Here is a 16,704-nt window from a genome sequence, read left to right as displayed (position 1 = left end):
AGCGTGTACTGCGCCCGCTTTGTCTTGCTTGTCATCACATCTCTCCTTGCTTCAGTTTAACCTCAGCAAGGGATTCGTTTTGCGGGGGCAAGCTCAGATGGCTGGGCCCGTACCGTTTGAGTTTTCAGCCTTCCGGAAATCACAATTCGTAGCCGCAATTTCCTTTGCAGCTATATCTGTCATCGATACTGCTATAAACGGCAGAAGAATCATCTGGCATTTGTGGCAAGTAAGGTGATCTTCGTCCTCCTTCATCACTCGGGGCTGATATTGGGAGCGCGACCACTGTGTCTCCATTGCAGGGCTCTGTGGTGAATCGCCGCCTTCGGCGTCAGAGCGTATTGCGATTGCACTGAAATGAGACGGATACAACAGTTTGGCTGGCTAGAATGGACAGAAGAGTTCATCGTCGAGCCAGCTTGACCAGTCCCAGACGAATATGCAGTCGCCGTGACCCTCTAGGAGAAAAGTCGGGACCAGTTCGCGCCTTATGGTGTCCCGAAGTTCATCTTGCCAAGGTTGGGGTACCGAAGACAGTCGCACATAGGCTGTGCGTTCTCCCGAGTTGATGACTGGTACGCGGCGTCGTAGGCTCTCGCGATCTTGCTTGTCCATGCGTAGACTGTCCTTCGTGCTGAGTTCTTGCCTGCATGGTGGGGCTCGTCTGCCAGTTCAGTGTGCCGTCTTGACCTGCAATACAAGGCAAGTGAGGATGATGCGACACGCTACTGAATCTTCCCAGCGGCAAACAAATACTCGCCCACTGTTCCGTCGCGGAAAAGCAGGCCCGTGTCCTCAGAGAATAGATAGTGCTCCAGACCCTCGAAGTCTTCGTAGCAGACAACTTCTCGACCGTCTGCCACGTAAATTCTGAGGGCGGCAACGTGCTCCAGGTGCGGTGACTCTCCGTCCATGGGGTTGGGGAAATGCAGTATCGAAAGTGTGCTCCCTTCGCGGCAGTACGCTGGGTCGTCAAGCACTGCAATCAAATCTGAGATGCTGGAAACCAGAAGAGCCTGTATGACAGAGTCATGCCTTGGACCGACATGTAGCTTCAGGAGAAAGCACGGCAAGCGGCCACACAGTGCAGCATAGCGAAAGGGGATGAACGGGTACGCCATCGTGCGCAAGGCAGGCGTCCGATCAGTCCAGGCGGAATCGAGCAGTAGCATAACTTTCTGGTACTCGGTCTGTTGTGAGCGCTCGACGCTCTAGGGTATCGGTGGAGGCGCATTCTACCGGAATCCGTGAGCATTATCCCATTTTGGGATAATTAAGAATAAATGATGGCATCGCGGGGATGAAAACCATCCACGATGATCGTTATCAGGCGATAGTTCGCAAACTCATCGAACTTCGAAAATCTACGGGGACTACCCAGCAGTCTATGGCGGATGCGCTCGGTCGACCTCAATCATTCGTATCAAAGGTTGAGTCACTGGAGCGTCGACTGGATGTCGTCGAACTCCACGACTGGCTGCAAGTGTTGGGTGTCGACGGCGGGTCGTTTTTGCGTGAGTTCACTTGGTGGTGAATCGACCGTTAGGCATTGTCGGGTTAGCGGGCGCGAGGATCCAGTAGGACGCGGCTTAGACTGCATGACATGCGTTGCCGGTGCGTGACGGACCAGCTAGGTTGGGGCGATGAAGAAGACAACGCTCTATATCACTGCTTCCGTTTTCCGGGCGCCGTCATCGGCTTGGCGGTGCGCTGGTACTACTGATTCCAGCTCAGCCTGCGCGACATCAAGGAACTGCTGTTCGAGCGCGGCGTGGTCGTCGGCTACGAGACGATCTACTACTGGTGCAATAAACTTGGTGCCAATTTCTCCACCGGGTCAAGGTCGCGCGGCGCAAGCCCGGCAGCACTTGGCATCTTGATGAGGTGTTCGTGACGCTGCATGGCGAGCCCTCGCTGCTGTGGCGGACCGTCGATGAGCACAGTTCCGAGCTCGACATCCTGCTGCAGAAGCGGCGCGACAAGGCTGCGGGTAAACGCGGCTTCCAGCGCGCGCTGCGCTCCTGCACGGCCCCACGCAGGAGTGTTACCGGCCGGTTGCGCGGCCACGCTGCGTCCAAGCCTGAGGCACCGGAGTTGGCCGACACGAAGCATGCATTCGTCAAAGCCAGCGCCCGGTCAACAACCGCGCCGAGAACAGCCGTCAGCCCACTCGAGAACGCGAACGGCACATACGCGGCTTCCGCGACCAAAAACGCACGCAGGCGTTCTTCTCGTGCTTCGGCTCGACCCGCCACCACTTTGCCCTCAAGCGGCATCTGCTGCGCGCTTCGCTCTACCGCAAATACCTCGCCGCCCGCTTCTCGGCCTGGCGTGTATTCGCCGAAGCCAACAAAAAACCGTCTACCGCTTTCTGAGCAGTCGGTTCATCAAGCGTCGGTTCGTGCCGATTTCACTAACATGACATTGCCGAAATAACTCGCGGGCGCGAGGCCGTGACGGCATCTATCGAAAAGCGCGCGCCGCAATTTCAGTGAGTCTCACAGGCGCTGCCAACTTGGCGCAGCGGAGACGAACGATTTGCAATCGCTCCTAGGGAGATCTTGGCGTTTGGCCGTTGCTGCCTGACACATCAGGACTACATTGACCTAGCCCCATATTCACGGCTTTCGGAGAGCTTCGGCGGTTCTGGTTCTCCGAGGTATTCATTGTCGGCCGGCGGAGAACTGCTGCAATAGGCTGCCAGTAGCCCTTTGGCGGCAGCGGCAGTACGCACTATGCTGGCTTCCTTGACATGGCCATAGCCTCGGATCTCTTCCGGAAGACGAGCGAGCGCAATGGCAAACTCCAGGTTTTCCGAACTTAATGATGCGCTGAACATTTGTACTAACTCGAAATAGTCGGCCACGAGGCGCCGCTCGGCACGGCGTTCGGCCGTCCTTCCGAACGGGTCGATCGGCGTCCCGCGCAAGCTCTTAAGCCGAGCCAGAATCCGAAATGCAATCATCATGCTCGGGCCGAATCGGCGCTTGACCGGGCGACCCTGCGGATCACGCGCTGACCACAGCGGGGGGGCGAGATGGAAGCTGAGCTGATAGTCGCGGCCCGGTTCGCCGTCGAACTGCGCGCGTAGCTTGTCGAGAAAGGCGGAATCGGAATACAGACGAGCCACTTCGTACTCATCCTTGTAGGCCATCAGCTTGGCAAGATTGCGTGCCACGGATTCAGTCAACGGCAGTCTGTGACCGTTGCCGAGGCGCATCTCGGCAGTCCGAACGGCATTCACCGCGGCGCGATACTTCGCTGCATAGGGGGCATTTTGGTAGGCCGTCAGCAAGGCCGAGCGCTCGCAAGCCAGCGATTCCAGGGTCTCCGGAATCGAATTCACCTGCGCGCGTGGCGCGTGAAGACGCTCGCTCAGCGTCGCCTCGCCGTGATGAGCGAGATAGCGACCCCACTCGAATGCCTGCTGATTCTTCTGTACAGAGACCCCGTTGAGCTCGATGGCCCGCATCAAGCTTTCATGCCGAAGCGGGATCCAGCCCTTTTGCCAGGCAAATCCTAGCAACAGCGGGTTGGCGTAGATAGCATCTGCCAGAAGCGTGACAGCCCAGGCGCTGGCATCGATGAAGGCGCACGCGTCTCCCACGTTGTCACGCACATCCTGTTCGGCGCTGGCGCCCGGGAACTTCCAGTTGCGGTTGGTGATGAATTCCGCAGTAGGGGTGTTTGCGCTGTTGATGGCCGCCGCCGTGACATTGTGCCGGGTCTTCGACAGCACTTCCGGCGAAGCGGAAACGATCGCATCGCACCCGATGACCAGTTGCGCCTCGCCGGTGGCAATGCGTGTGGCATGTAAATGCGCGGGCGTGGACGCGATTTGTACATGGCTGAGGACCGCGCCGCCTTTCTGCGCAAGCCCCGCCATGTCGAGCACAGTGACTCCCTTGTTTTCCAGATGAGCGGCCATGCCAAGCAGGCCGCCGATGGTAACGACGCCGGTGCCGCCAACCCCAGTCACCAGCATGCCGTAGGGACGTTGCAGTGCCGGCAGCGAAGGCACCGGCAGGGCTTCGAAGTCCACGCCGTGATCGTTGCCGCCAACGGCCTTCGGCTTGCGCACCTGTGCCCCTTCCGCAGTGACGAAGCTCGGGCAGAAGCCGCTCACGCAGCTGAAGTCCTTGTTGCACGACGACTGGTTGATCTGGCGCTTGGTGCCCAGCGGCGTTTCCAGCGGCTCTACCGACAGGCAGTTCGACTTTCCCGAGCAATCGCCGCAGCCTTCGCAAACGGCGTCGTTGATGAATGCGCGCCGCGCCGGATCGGGATAGATTCCCCGCTTGCGGCGCCGCCGCTTTTCAGTGGCGCAGGTCTGATCGTAGATCAGCACCGTGACGCCGGCGGTGTCGCGCAGCTCAAGCTGGATCGCATCAAGCGCGTCGCGGTGGTGCACGCCGACGCCCGCCGGCAGCATCTCCCTGTTGCCGTACTTCTCGGGCTCGTCGGTGACCACCACGACGCGCTGTGCCCCTTCTGCCAGTACCTGGTGCACTACTTGCGGCACAGTCAGCACACCGTCCACGGGCTGGCCGCCGGTCATCGCTACAGCGTCGTTGAAGAGAACCTTGTAAGTGATACTGGCGCGCGCCGCGATGGCCGCGCGGATCGCTAGCAGCCCTGAGTGGAAGTAGGTGCCGTCGCCGAGGTTGACGAAGACATGCTTCTCGCTGGTGAAGTGCATCTGCCCTGTCCACGCGACGCCTTCTCCGCCCATCTGGCTGAAAGTGTCGGTGCTGCGATCCATCCACATCGCCATGTAGTGGCAGCCAATACCGGCTAGCGCGCGCGAGCCTACGGGCACGCGCGTGGAGGTATTGTGCGGACATCCCGAACAGAACCATGGCTTGCGCTCGGCCGTCACGCGAGGTCGAGCGACCTCGCGTTCCTTGGCCTCGATTAGCGCCACGCGGGCAGCGATCCGCTCTCGCACGTCGGACGGCAGATCGGCTTTGTCGAGCCGGCGCGCTATGGCCTTGGCAATCAGTGCCGGGGATAGCTCATAGTGCGCTGGTAGCAGCCAGTTGCCGCGCGGAACTGACCATTCGCCGCCGTCATTGCCGCGCTCGTCGAACTTGCCGTAGACCTTTGGTCGGACATCCTCACGCCAGTTGTACAACTCTTCCTTTAGTGCGTACTCTAGGATCTGGCGCTTTTCCTCGACCACCAGGATTTCTTCCAATCCGGTGGCGAACTCGCGTGCGTCATGTGCGTCTAGCGGCCAAACGCATCCGACCTTGAAGACACGGATCCCGATGCGGCGGCAGGTGTCGTCGTCCAGGCCCAGGTCGGCGAGTGCCTGGCGTGTGTCGAGATATGCCTTGCCTGCGCTCATGATGCCAAAGCGAGCATCAGGCGCATCGAGCACCACGCGATTGAGCTTGTTAGCGCGGATGTAGGCGAGCGCGGCGTACCACTTATGGTCGAGCAGCCGGCTCTCCTGGGCTAGCGGGGGATCCGGCCAGCGAATATTGAGCCCTTCTGCGGGCATGGCGAAATCCTGCGGAATCACCACCTGCACTCGATCCGGATCGATCTCCACAGAGGCGGTGGACTCCACCACATCGGTCACGCATTTCATGGCTACCCACAGTCCGGAATAGCGGCTCATGGCCCATCCATGCAGCCCGTAGTCCAGATATTCCTGCACATTGGCGGGATACAGCACCGGGATTCCGGAGGCGAGCAGCACGTGTTCGGACTGGTGGGCAACCGACGAAGACTTGCAGGCATGGTCATCCCCCGCCAGCACTAGCACGCCGCCGTGCTTGGCGGAGCCAGCGGAGTTGGCATGCTTGAGGACGTCGATAGAGCGATCCACGCCGGGGCCCTTGCCGTACCACATCGAAAACACGCCGTCGCGCGTCGCGCCGGGGAACAGGTTGATCTGCTGCGTCCCCCACACCGCGGTGGCTGCCAGGTCTTCATTCACGCCGGGCTGGAACACCACGTCGCTTGCAATCAGATGCTCCTTCGCCTTCCATAGCGCTTGGTCGACGCCGCCAAGCGGCGAGCCACGATACCCGGAGATATAGCCAGCAGTGTTGAGGCCCGCGGCCAGATCGCGCGCCTTCTGCAGCATTGGCAGTCGTACCAGCGCCTGAGTGCCGCTCAGGTAGACGCGGCCCTTTTCAAGGGTGTACTTGTCGTCAAGGGTGGTGGTTTGCGGCGAGGCGCGCAGCGCGTCGGCCTGTGCGGGGGATAGCGGGGCATTCATGGGGCTTGTCTCCGGATGCTCTCTTTGTTCCGAAGCGAGTGTAGAAAGCCGATCCGATATCGTAAAATCATCAATTCAGACACCTGATATTGGAAAAACGCATGGCAACCGTGAGACCGGCCCAGGGGCGCCTGGCCAGAGAAGTGACATTGCGTCAGTTCCGCTATTTCCGCGCAGCGGCTGAGACCGGACAATTCTCGATGGCCGCCACGGCCGAGCATGTGTCGCAGTCCGCCATTACCAACGCAGTGCTGATGCTCGAGCAGCAACTGGGTGTGCGGCTCTTCGAACGCTTGCCGCATGGCGTGGCGCTGACGGCCGAGGGCCATCACTTCTACCAGCATGCCCGGCAGATACTGGAGTCTGTCGAAGATGCGCTTCGCGAGCCGCGCTACCAAGTCCACGCGCTCACCGGTACCGTTCGCGTGGCCGCGTCATACACAGTGCTGGGCTACTTCCTGCCCGGCCTGCTGGCGCGCTTTCGCACCAACTATCCCGACATCCAACTCGACCTGCATGATATGGATCGCCCAGACATAGAGCGCGCGGTGCTGGCTAGCGAGATCGAACTGGGCATTTGCCTTCTTTCCAATGTCGGCAAGCCGGGCCGCTTTGCCCACCACACGTTGATGCGCTCGCGCAGGCAGCTGTGGGCTTCGCCGTCGCACCCGCTGCTGGCCACGCCGAAGCCATCGCTGCGGGAGATTGCGCCGTATCCCTACATCCTGCTGACGGTTGACGAAGGCGAGCAATCGACCATGCGCTATTGGCGAAGCAGGCGCCTGGCGCCATCAGTGGCGTTCCGCACCAGTTCAATGGAGGCGTTGCGCGGCCTGGTGGCGCATGGGTTTGGCGTTGCCGTGCTGTCGGACATGGTTTACCGTCCGTGGTCCCTGGAGGGCAAGCAGATCGAGGCGCGTCCCATTGCCGACAATGTGCCGGACATGGAGGTAGGAATGATCTGGCAGCGCGGACACGTACATGCGCCACCCGCCGATGCGTTGAGGGACTTCCTGATCCATGCGTGCGGCTCGTAGACGCTCGACCAGTGCGCTACGGCGTCGACTTGCTGAGCGCCCGCCAGATCGCCTTGGTGCCTGCGCGCAATGCGTCCAGATCCGGCATGTTGTAGCCGCCATGCCGACGGTAGACCACTAGCCCGAACATGCTGGACAGGATCAGTGCGCCGCGTAGCGTGCATTCCGAGGCGGTCAGCGACGGACTGATCCTGCCCACAATGTACGCGAAGATGTCCTGCAATTCGCCGTTGATCCCTGATACCAGCTCCCTCGCGAAGTCCTCTTGCTCTGCAAGGCTCCAGCATTGAACGGCGAATGCGCCCACGCTGACGTCGGGCTCACTCAGTGAGGTGAACATGTTGTCGACGATCACATCCAAGATGGCCTCTGGTGCGCGGGTCTTGTCCTTCATCAGCTCACGGTAGAGGCCGAATGAGCGTCTGCCCATGGTTTCGATCGTGCTGCGTAACAACTCTTCGCGTGTGCCGAAGTAGTGCTGCAGCGTGCTCAGCCGGATGCCTGCCTCGGCAGCCACGCGTCTCTGCGTAAAGCCTGCAGCACCTTCACTGCTGAATACCCGCATCGCACACTCCAGAATTTCCGGGGTACGGGTCGCGCGGTTGCCGCGCCGGCGGATCTCCGGTTCGTCGGCTTCGCCGTTCAGATCTGTCGACGTGATGCTGATCTCCTTCATTTCTCGCGGCTCCCTTTGTCTTGTTTTCGACCGGCGTACCGGTCGGCGGAACTTTGCCGTCCCACAGCTTTCTGGTCCCCTCGTGCCCCACAATCTTCTGACGCGAATTATGGGTCACAATAAGGCGAATATTAGGTCACCTGACAGTACTTCGTCACGTACTCTTGTCGATGTATGCAACATATCATCGAAATTTCCTAGGGAATTTGAGGGATATCCCGTATGAAAACGGGCTTGATATGGGTCACGAAACCTATAGTATTTGGTCATATAACCAAATAAGGATGGCTGCCTCCAATCCCCCCGTGCTGGTGCCATCCGAGGAGGAGCTGTGATGTCGTCGTCCTATTCCCACATCAGTCGCAAAGCCATCTCCCGGCACCGTACTGCGCTGGCTTGCTCTCTGCTGCAGTTGTCCCCCCAGAGTTCGCCGGCCCGGGCGCCTGCCATCTAGGCCCCGCTTGCGTTGTAGCCAGAGACTGTCGCGCACCCTCTCTAAGCCCCACTGTAAGTAACAGGCGGCCGGCGATTGCTGGCCGGAATCCGCACGCCTGCCTGCGGGCCCATGGCGTCAAGATTGATTTGTGAACACAAATGAAGTCTTTGTATCAAAAATTGACGACTTTTGTTTCAAAGATAGCTCGTCTCCTACTATTTCGCGCCGGGGATGCCAGGCTCTGCACTTGCAGCAATGCTGCTCACTGATGTCTAAGAGAGCCAAGTACGGCACTAGGTAGAAACTCGGGGGGGCGCGTTTGATGATTCTGAACACAAAACTGTCGTCGGAATATAGAATGCGCTAAATGTAGACAGATAAGTTGTGTCTGTTCACATTCGGTGGTGGAATCGGTGAGCCCTCCCGAGGCTCCGGCAGGCGAGGTTGCCGGCATGGAGATTCGAAACGAGTGGCAGTGCCTGGCAGGGATAAAAAAGCCCGGCGAATGCTTCGACCAGAAGCGCGACCGGGCATCTCACAAAAAAACTGGGATGGAGACAGACAATGAAGCGGTTCGAGAAAAATCGCTCGGCGGGATTGAGACGCCGTGCCATTGCAACGACGCTGGTACTGGGATGCGCGGGCGCCGCACAGGCGGTTGAGATCGACGTCGGGAATCCCGATATCAAGCTGCGCTGGGACAATACCGTGCGCTATAACCTGGGCATGCGCATGGAAGGGCAGGATTCGCGCTTGTTGGCCAACCCAACGTACGACGAATCGGACTCCAAGTTCAAGAAGAACAATATCGTTACGAACCGTGTCGATGTACTGAGCGAACTCGACGTGAATTACAAGAACCAGGTCGGCTTCCGCCTTGGCGCCACCGCTTGGTACGACAACGCGTACAGCAGCCATGGTGTGAGCTCGCCAGCCGGATTTCCTACTAGCTATTTCAACGATAGCTACAACTCTACGGTTTCGCGTTACATGAACGGGCCTTCTGCCGAGTTTATGGACGTATTCGGCTGGACCAACTTTGACCTTGGCGAGGTGCCTGTCAACGTGAAGGTGGGTCGCCACGCGTTGTCCTGGGGCGAAGGTCTTCTGATCGGCGCTCATGCCATCTCCTACTCGCAGGCACCTACTGACGGCGTCAAGGCCGTCAACAGCCCGGGTATCGAAACCAAAGAAGTCTTCTTGCCGCTGGGGCAGGTTTCGTTCAAGGCCCAAGTCACCGACTGGGCATCGATATTCGGCCAGTATTTTTACGAGTGGAAGCCCACCCGCGTGCCGATGGGCGGCACCTACCTGATGGGGGCGGACACGGCACCTACAGTTGACCGGGTTGGGGTCGGCCCGACAACCAGCTTCACTAACACGATGGAGCAGACCACTCGCAACGCCGGCAACTGGGGTATCGGAACCAAGTTCGATGTGGATGCAATCAACTCGAAGATCGGCATCTACTACCGCAAGTTCGATGACTACAACCCGGAGACCGGCATCCAGCTCCTGCCGGGTGGCAAGTTCCGCTTTGACTATGCGAAAGGCGTCGAACTGTATGGCGTGAGCCTTGGCACGCAGATCGGCCCGATCAGCATCGGTTCGGATCTGTCGCTGCGTAAGAACACGGCGCTAAATTCCGCTTCCAGTATGACCACCGATACCGGCGCGCGCGGCGACACGCTGCACTGGGTGGTCAACGGCATGTACGGGTTGCCCAAGACGCCGGTCTGGGACACCGGCGTGCTCATGGTCGAGTTTGCGTATAACCGGCTGCTCAGCATCACGCAGAACGAGAATCTCTATCGCGGCGAAGGCTATGCCGGTTGCGAAACCACGGCAACCCCGAACGCTTGCTCGACGCGCAATTTCTACCAGATCGCAATGAACTTCACGCCGCAGTACTTCGGCGTATTCCCGGGCTGGGACCTCAGCGTGCCGATGACGCTGAACTACGGCATCAAGGGAAAGTCGGCAACTGCCGGCGGGTTTGAGGGCGTTGCCGCGTGGTCGGTCGGCGTCACCGCAACCTATCTCACTAAGTATGACTTCAGCCTGCGCTATTCCGACCTGATTGTGCCAACCCGCTACAACTCGACGGGCACGATGGTGGTCGGCGGCGGCGCGCTCAATTCCGCAGTGGGCGCCACAGATCGCGGCTGGCTTGTCTTTACCTTCAAGACATCCTTCTAAGACCGTTCCCGGGGTCGAAGACGTAACAACAGACAGGAGACAACGATGAAGCTTCACTATGCACTCTGCGCAGCCCTGATCGGCGCCAGTGGCGCCGCTATGGCCGCCGTCTCGGCCGAGGAAGCCAAGCAGCTTGGCACCACACTTACCGAGTTCGGTGCCATCAAGGCGGGCAATGCCGACGGCACGATCCCGGCCTACACCGGCGGCCTGACCAAGGCGCCCGCCGGCTATAAGCCGGACAGCGGTTTCTGGCCTGACCCGTTCAAGGATGAGAAGCCGCTGTTTCGCATCGATGCGAAGAATGTAGACAAGTACGCCGCGAAACTGAGCGACGGCCAGAAGGCGCTGATCAAGAAGAATCCGGATACGTACTACATCGATGTCTACCCGTCGCATCGCACGGCGGCCTTCCCCGAGAAGATCCTGAAGGCAACGGTGCGCAACGCCACCACCTGCAGCGCGACCAAGGATGGCCTGGCCATAGATCGCGCCTGCCGTGGTGGCATGCCATTTCCGATCCCCAAGACTGGCAACGAAGTGATGTGGGGCCATATTCTGCGCTACATGGGTGACACCGCGATGGTTTCTCCCGATGCCTCTACTTGGGTCGTAGATGCATCAGGCAAGGCTACGCAGACCTCTGAGCAATACACCTACCAGGACTACGTGTACTATCAGGTGGACCAGGCCGATCGCGATCCGGACATGATCTGGCGCACCTACTCCAATAACAAGGTGCCCGCCCGCCGTGCCGGTGAGATGACCGGCTTAATCGATTTCCTTGATCCTGTGGACAAGGCGCGCAAGGCCTGGAACTACATGCCGGGCCAGCGCCGCGTCAAGCTTTCGCCCGAGTTCGCCTATGACACGCCGGTCGGCAGCATGGGCGGTGTGACGCTGTTCGACGAGTTGTTTGTCTTCACCGGTAAGCAGGACCGCTTCGACTTCAAGCTGATCGGCAAGAAGGAGATGTATATCCCCTACAACAGCTACCGGATGTACAACGATTGCCCGACAGTCGACGCGTTACAACCCAAGCATGTGAATCCTGCCTGCGAGCGCTGGGAGCTGCATCGCGTCTGGGTGGTGGAGGCAACCCTTAAGCCGGGCCAGCGCCACGTGTATTCGAAGCGGATCTACTACTTCGATGAAGACTGGTCTGGGGCTTCGCTGTACGACGCCTACGACCAGTCTGGCGAGCTGTACCGCGCCCTGTTCCAGGGAACCATCCAACTCTATGGCAAGTCCGTTCAGCCCTATGGCGTGAAGAACACCATCTACGACTTCAACAAGGGCGTGTACGCGTACATTAACGATGCCTCGAAGTCGGGCTACTTCGTCCAGGCCGCGCGGCGTAGCGAGCGTGAGTTGAATCCTGAGGCGGTGGTGGCGCGCGAGACAGCACGCTGATGCCGGTCAGCAGATAAGGAGTGGTGCCGTGGCTCATCCTCAATCCCGCCCGGCATCGCCGGGCGCTTTTTCCGGAAATGGACGGCGACTGCACAGGCCGTTCATGGCGGCCGTAGCGCTTGCCATGGGCCTCGCAGCAGCGGCGTTCGCAATGCAGCAAGGCAACGCCAACCGGCCGATGCGCGACGTTCTCGACATGCCGGTCCCAGCGGGCGAGTTCAACAAGCACAGCCCGGCCAGCAGCGTTGCCCGGCAGGGCGACCGGCTGGTCGCGGTCGGCCCGCGCGGCTTGATTGTGATGTCTTCGGACGGCGGCTCACACTGGGCGCAGATGCCCAGCCCGGTGCAGTCCGACCTAGTATCTGTCAGGTTCAGCGACGCCAACACGGTCTGGGCGGTAGGGCACGACGCAGTCGCGCTGCGCAGCGCCGATGGCGGGGCCAGCTGGCAGCGCGTGCTCGATGGTCGTAGCCTGCTCAAGCTGCTGCGCGGCCACTATCCTGCCCAAGGCGGGCCCGAGGGTGCCGACAAGACCCGCGAAGAGGTTGAGCGGTGGGCATCGCAATCCGCCACTCTGGACGTCCTGCCGACGCCTTTTCTCGATGTCTCGTTTGCGGACGCGAACGACGGTTTCCTGGTGGGCGCGTTCGGTCTGGTTTTGCATACCGTCGACGGCGGCAAGACTTGGACGCCGTGGATCGAGCATACGGACAACCCGCGCCGTCTGCACCTCTATGCCGTGGCCGGGCATGGCACACAGCGCTATATCGCGGGCGAGCAGGGCCTGCTGCTCAGGCTGGACCCAGCAGGCAATCACTTTGCGCAGGTGAAGACACCCTACGAGGGCACCTTCTTCGGCGTCGATGTGCGGCCGGGCCGCGTGCTGGCCTATGGCCTGTCAGGCAATGCCTACGTCAGCAAGGATGAAGGCACCCAGTGGCGCAAGCTCGCCACCGGCACGGAGGCGAGCCTCGTCGCCGCCGTGCCCGCCGGCGGCGAAGGCCTGTTGCTGGTATCCGATGCCGGGCAGGTCCTCTCGGTTTCACCGGATGGCAGCCGCGCCGTTCCGCTGCAGATTCCGTATACCAGCGAAGTGCTGGGTGCCGCGACGACCATCTCGGGCCAGTTGGTGCTCGCGCTGGTCAACGGTCTGCGCGTGCTGGATATCATGCCGGTTCGCTGAGCCCGGTACCCATAAGCAACAAGGATGAGAAATGAGTGCCCCCATCGGTAACCCAGCCATGCCGGTCGTTCGTGATTTGCGCGATTTTGACCGGCAATCCGGCAATGTGGCAGAACGCTTTATCTTCAACAACCGTGGCGTGGCCCTGGTGCTTTGCCTGCTGGCAACGCTGGTTCTCGGGTACTTCGCACTGAGGATCCATGTCAATGCCAGCTTCGAGCGGATGATCCCATCCTCCAGCCCGTATATCCGCAACTACCTCGACCACAAGGCGGAACTGCCTGGCCTGGGCAACAGCATCCGCATCGTAGTGGAGAACAAGCGCGGCGATATCTACGATCCCGCCTATCTCGACACGCTGCGCAAGATCAACGACACGCTCTACCTGATCCCTGGTGTGGACCGCTCGTGGATGAAGTCGTTGTGGATGCCGATCGTGCGCTGGCGGCAAGTGACTGAAGATGGCATCACCGGAGGTGCAGTGATGCCCTCCGACTATGACGGCTCGGCCCGTGCGGTCGAGCAGCTCAGGGCAAACATCGGCCGCGCCGGCGTCGTCGGCAGCCTAGTGGCGAACGACTTGAAGTCAAGCATGATCGTTACGCCCTTGCTCGACCACAATCCCAAGACCGGTGAAGCGCTGAACTACGGCGAGTTTTCGCACGCGCTGGAAGCGAAGATCCGCAGCTTCGAGAGCGATGGCGTCGGCATCCATATCATCGGATTCGCCAAGATCGTCGGTGACCTGATCGATGGCCTGAAGCAGGTAATGCTGTTCTTCGGCGTATCGGTGGCGGTGGCGGCGCTATTCGTGTTCGTCTACACACGCTGCGTGCGCAGCACGGTGCTGTTGGTGACGGTAGCCGTGCTGGGTGTGGTGTGGCTGCTGGGGCTGATGCAACTGCTAGGCTACGAACTCGACCCGTACTCGATCCTGGTGCCATTCTTGATCTTTGCGATCGGCCTGTCGCACGGCGCGCAGAAGATGAACGGAATCCTGCAAGACGTGGGGCGCGGCACCCACAAGTACGTGGCGGCGCGCTATACGTTCCGCCGGCTGTTCATGGCGGGACTGACGGCATTGCTGACCAACATTGTCGGCTTTGCCGTGCTGATCATCATCGACATCCCGGTCATTCGGGATCTGGCGATCACCACCAGCCTTGGCGTCTCAGTGCTGATCTTTACCAAACTCGTGCTGATTCCGGTGGCGCTCTCGTACATCGGTGTGAGCCCGGCCGCGGCCCGGCGCGCCGTGGTCGAGGACAGCGAAACGGCCGAGGGCAAGGGCTTGCTTGCCCGGGTATGGAAGGGCTTGGACCACCTCACCGAGCGCAAGGCCGCGCTGGCAGCGGTGGGCGTTGCGATCGCGGTGACGGTGGTCAGCACGGTGGTGATGCGAGACCTGCGCATCGGTGATCTCGACCCTGGGGCGCCTGAGCTGCGTTCGGAGTCGCGTTACAACCGCGACAACGCCTACGTCGCCCGGCATTACGGACTGTCGGGCGACCAGTTCGTAGTGATCATGAAAACCGCTGAGGACGGGTGCCGCCACTACGCGGCCCTGCAACTGATGGACGGGCTCGCCCAGCGGCTGCGCCGCACGGACGGTGTCCAGGCTACCAGCTCGCTGGCGGAGACCACGCGCTTCGTCACCGCCGGCCTGGCAGAGGGAAGCGGCAAGTGGATGACGCTGAGCCGGGACCAGGAGATCACCAACGCCGCAGTGTCGGCCGCCATGATCGCCACTCCGGACATCACCAATCGCGATTGCTCGGTGACGCCGCTGGTAGCCAACCTGCGTGACCACAAGGCGGATACGCTGTCGCGCGTGCTGCGCGTATCGGAAGACTTCGCGCGCGAGCACAACACGGCCGCAGATGACAAGCGGCCGACGCGCTTCCTGCTCGCCGCCGGCAGCGCCGGCATCGAGGCCGCTACCAATATCGAAGTCGAGCGCGGCATCGTGACCATGTACCTGGCGGTGTACGGCGCTACGGCCTTGCTGTGCCTGCTGACCTTCCGCAGCCTGCGCGCCACCATCGTGGCGATGATCCCGCTGCTAATCACCACCATCCTGTGCAAGGCGCTGATGGTGTGGCTGGGCATAGGCCTCAAGGTGGCCACGCTCCCGGTGATCGCGGTTGGCGTCGGCGTGGGCGTGGACTATGCCCTGTACCTGCTGAGCGTGCAGATCGCGATGCAGAGGCGCGGTGCCACCCTGGCACAGGCCTACCGCCGATCGCTGGACTTTACGGGGCGCGTGGTAGCGCTAATCGGGTTGACCATGGCCGCCGGCGTTATCACCTGGGTGTGGTCGCCGATCAAGTTCCAGGCCGACATGGGCATCCTGCTCACGTTCATGTTCCTGTGGAACATGGTCGGCGCACTGCTGCTGATCCCGGCGCTTTCGCACTTCCTGCTCAACCCCCGGCTGCAGCGCCCGCCCGCCGACATGCAGGCGGCCGGCACCAGCCTGAAGCATCCCTGACAACAACCCTCGTACAACGACTGGAGACGACAATGTTCGATCTGCTGATGAGCGCCGACATGATGATGGCGGACCCCGATGGCATGGCAGAGCTGTTGGTGGCTAGGCTCGGCATCCACAGCCATCCGCGCTGGCGCCAGGCCTTCGACGACCATCCCTACATTGCGCACTTCCTGCGCGTGCACAAATCGCTGGCGATCTCGCCCACGCGCATCGAGCCGCAGTGGCACCTGGACAAGCCCAACCAAGGCGACCCGATGTTCCATGATTTCCTCGACAGCCTGAAGGCCTACCAGGGTGAACACCGCCCGATGGTGACCCACTCCATCGTGCTGACCCTGCCCACCGAGCGTCTGAACGTGCTGGTGGACAAGTTGATGCGCCGCAAGCAGCGTTTCCGCCTGGCGCAACGCACGCCCGACATGCCGTTCGACCGCCTGTGGCTAGGCGTGACGCCGGAGGATCCGCACTACGAGCCATCGGTCGATGGTGGTCTTTGCATCGAGGTCATGGCCAACGAGCCGCTGCAGCTGCCGCCTGAGACCTTTGCTAACCCGGCACCGCAGGTGCTCAATCCCGAGCCGGGCCAGATGATCCGTGTTTCCGCGCGCGGCTACATCGTGCGCGACCTGGACGACACGCTGCGCCGGGTCTCGGCCAACCTCGACTGGGAGCCGGGCGGTCCGGTGCAGGCGCTGGAGCAGGAGGGGTACCGCAAGGCGACCATGAAATTCGGCCTGGCCAACAGCGCCACGCTGGATGTCATCGAGCCGACGTGCTGGAACAGCGATGCCGGCCGCTATCTCCATACCTGGGGCCCGGGCCCGTACTACATCCGCATAGCCGTCAATGGCTTGGCCGCCAAGGCTGAGGATTTGACAGCGCGCGGCACGCGCTTTACTTGGATCGACGAGTCGGAAGCGGTGGGCGGCAAGCCGCTAATTCGGGTCGACCCTGCCGATGTGCGCGGTCAGCTGTTCGAGTTCCACGAACTGTAAGGTCTCTGGCCGTCCAGGCGGCCAGATAATGAGAGAGGA

9 protein-coding genes and 1 pseudogene are annotated in these 16,704 nt (G+C 60.9%); 8 read left to right on the top strand and 2 right to left on the bottom strand.

Annotated features, from left to right (window positions below):
* Positions 1 to 1,300: 1,300 nt before the first annotated feature.
* Together RN01_RS28520 and RN01_RS33390 are read left to right on the top strand one after the other, a co-directional pair.
* Entirely contained in the window at positions 1,301 to 1,534 is a 234-nt protein-coding gene (locus RN01_RS28520) for a helix-turn-helix domain-containing protein (RefSeq protein WP_017514995.1), read from the top strand.
* Between the two features lie 69 nt (positions 1,535 to 1,603).
* A pseudogene (locus RN01_RS33390) lies at positions 1,604 to 2,375 on the top strand (IS6 family transposase).
* Between the two features lie 221 nt (positions 2,376 to 2,596).
* On the opposite strand, the gene RN01_RS28510 reads toward RN01_RS33390, so the two are convergent.
* The gene (locus RN01_RS28510; RefSeq protein ID WP_024569004.1) at positions 2,597 to 6,232 is read right to left on the bottom strand and encodes an indolepyruvate ferredoxin oxidoreductase family protein; all 3,636 of its coding nucleotides are present in this window, start codon (positions 6,230 to 6,232) and stop codon (positions 2,597 to 2,599) included.
* Positions 6,233 to 6,333: 101 nt separating this feature from the next.
* On the opposite strand from RN01_RS28510, the gene RN01_RS28505 reads away from it, so the two are divergent.
* Positions 6,334 to 7,269: a LysR substrate-binding domain-containing protein gene (locus tag RN01_RS28505; RefSeq protein WP_017510657.1), complete on the top strand. Its 936-nt coding sequence runs from the start codon at positions 6,334 to 6,336 to the stop codon at positions 7,267 to 7,269.
* Positions 7,270 to 7,285: 16 nt separating this feature from the next.
* Here the strand turns inward: RN01_RS28505 and RN01_RS28500 are convergent, their stop codons facing one another.
* Complete coding sequence (locus RN01_RS28500; RefSeq protein WP_017510658.1) at positions 7,286 to 7,945, bottom strand: TetR/AcrR family transcriptional regulator; 660 nt, start codon at positions 7,943 to 7,945, stop codon at positions 7,286 to 7,288.
* Between the two features lie 1,000 nt (positions 7,946 to 8,945).
* Between RN01_RS28500 and RN01_RS28495 the strand changes: the two genes are divergently transcribed.
* The 5 genes from RN01_RS28495 to RN01_RS28475 all read left to right on the top strand — a co-directional run bounded on the left by RN01_RS28495 (position 8,946) and on the right by RN01_RS28475 (position 16,665).
* Entirely contained in the window at positions 8,946 to 10,580 is a 1,635-nt protein-coding gene (locus RN01_RS28495; RefSeq protein ID WP_017510659.1) for a DUF1302 domain-containing protein, read from the top strand.
* Positions 10,581 to 10,625: 45 nt separating this feature from the next.
* Positions 10,626 to 11,993 (top strand): DUF1329 domain-containing protein, encoded by a 1,368-nt coding sequence (locus RN01_RS28490; protein ID WP_017510660.1) that lies wholly within the window; start codon positions 10,626 to 10,628, stop codon positions 11,991 to 11,993.
* Positions 11,994 to 12,144: 151 nt separating this feature from the next.
* Positions 12,145 to 13,176: a YCF48-related protein gene (locus RN01_RS28485; protein WP_160171248.1), complete on the top strand. Its 1,032-nt coding sequence runs from the start codon at positions 12,145 to 12,147 to the stop codon at positions 13,174 to 13,176.
* Positions 13,177 to 13,207: 31 nt separating this feature from the next.
* Complete coding sequence (locus RN01_RS28480; RefSeq protein WP_024569002.1) at positions 13,208 to 15,667, top strand: RND family transporter; 2,460 nt, start codon at positions 13,208 to 13,210, stop codon at positions 15,665 to 15,667.
* A 32-nt stretch (positions 15,668 to 15,699) separates the two neighbouring features.
* Positions 15,700 to 16,665 carry a lactoylglutathione lyase gene (locus RN01_RS28475; protein ID WP_017510663.1) on the top strand — a complete coding sequence of 322 codons (966 nt, stop codon included), beginning with the start codon at positions 15,700 to 15,702 and terminating at the stop codon, positions 16,663 to 16,665.
* Positions 16,666 to 16,704 lie beyond the last annotated feature (39 nt).

This window comes from Cupriavidus sp. SHE, assembly GCF_000812445.1.
GTDB lineage: Bacteria > Pseudomonadota > Gammaproteobacteria > Burkholderiales > Burkholderiaceae > Cupriavidus > Cupriavidus metallidurans.
Note: the sequence above shows the minus strand (reverse complement) of the source record. Positions and strands in the feature narration are given on the sequence as shown.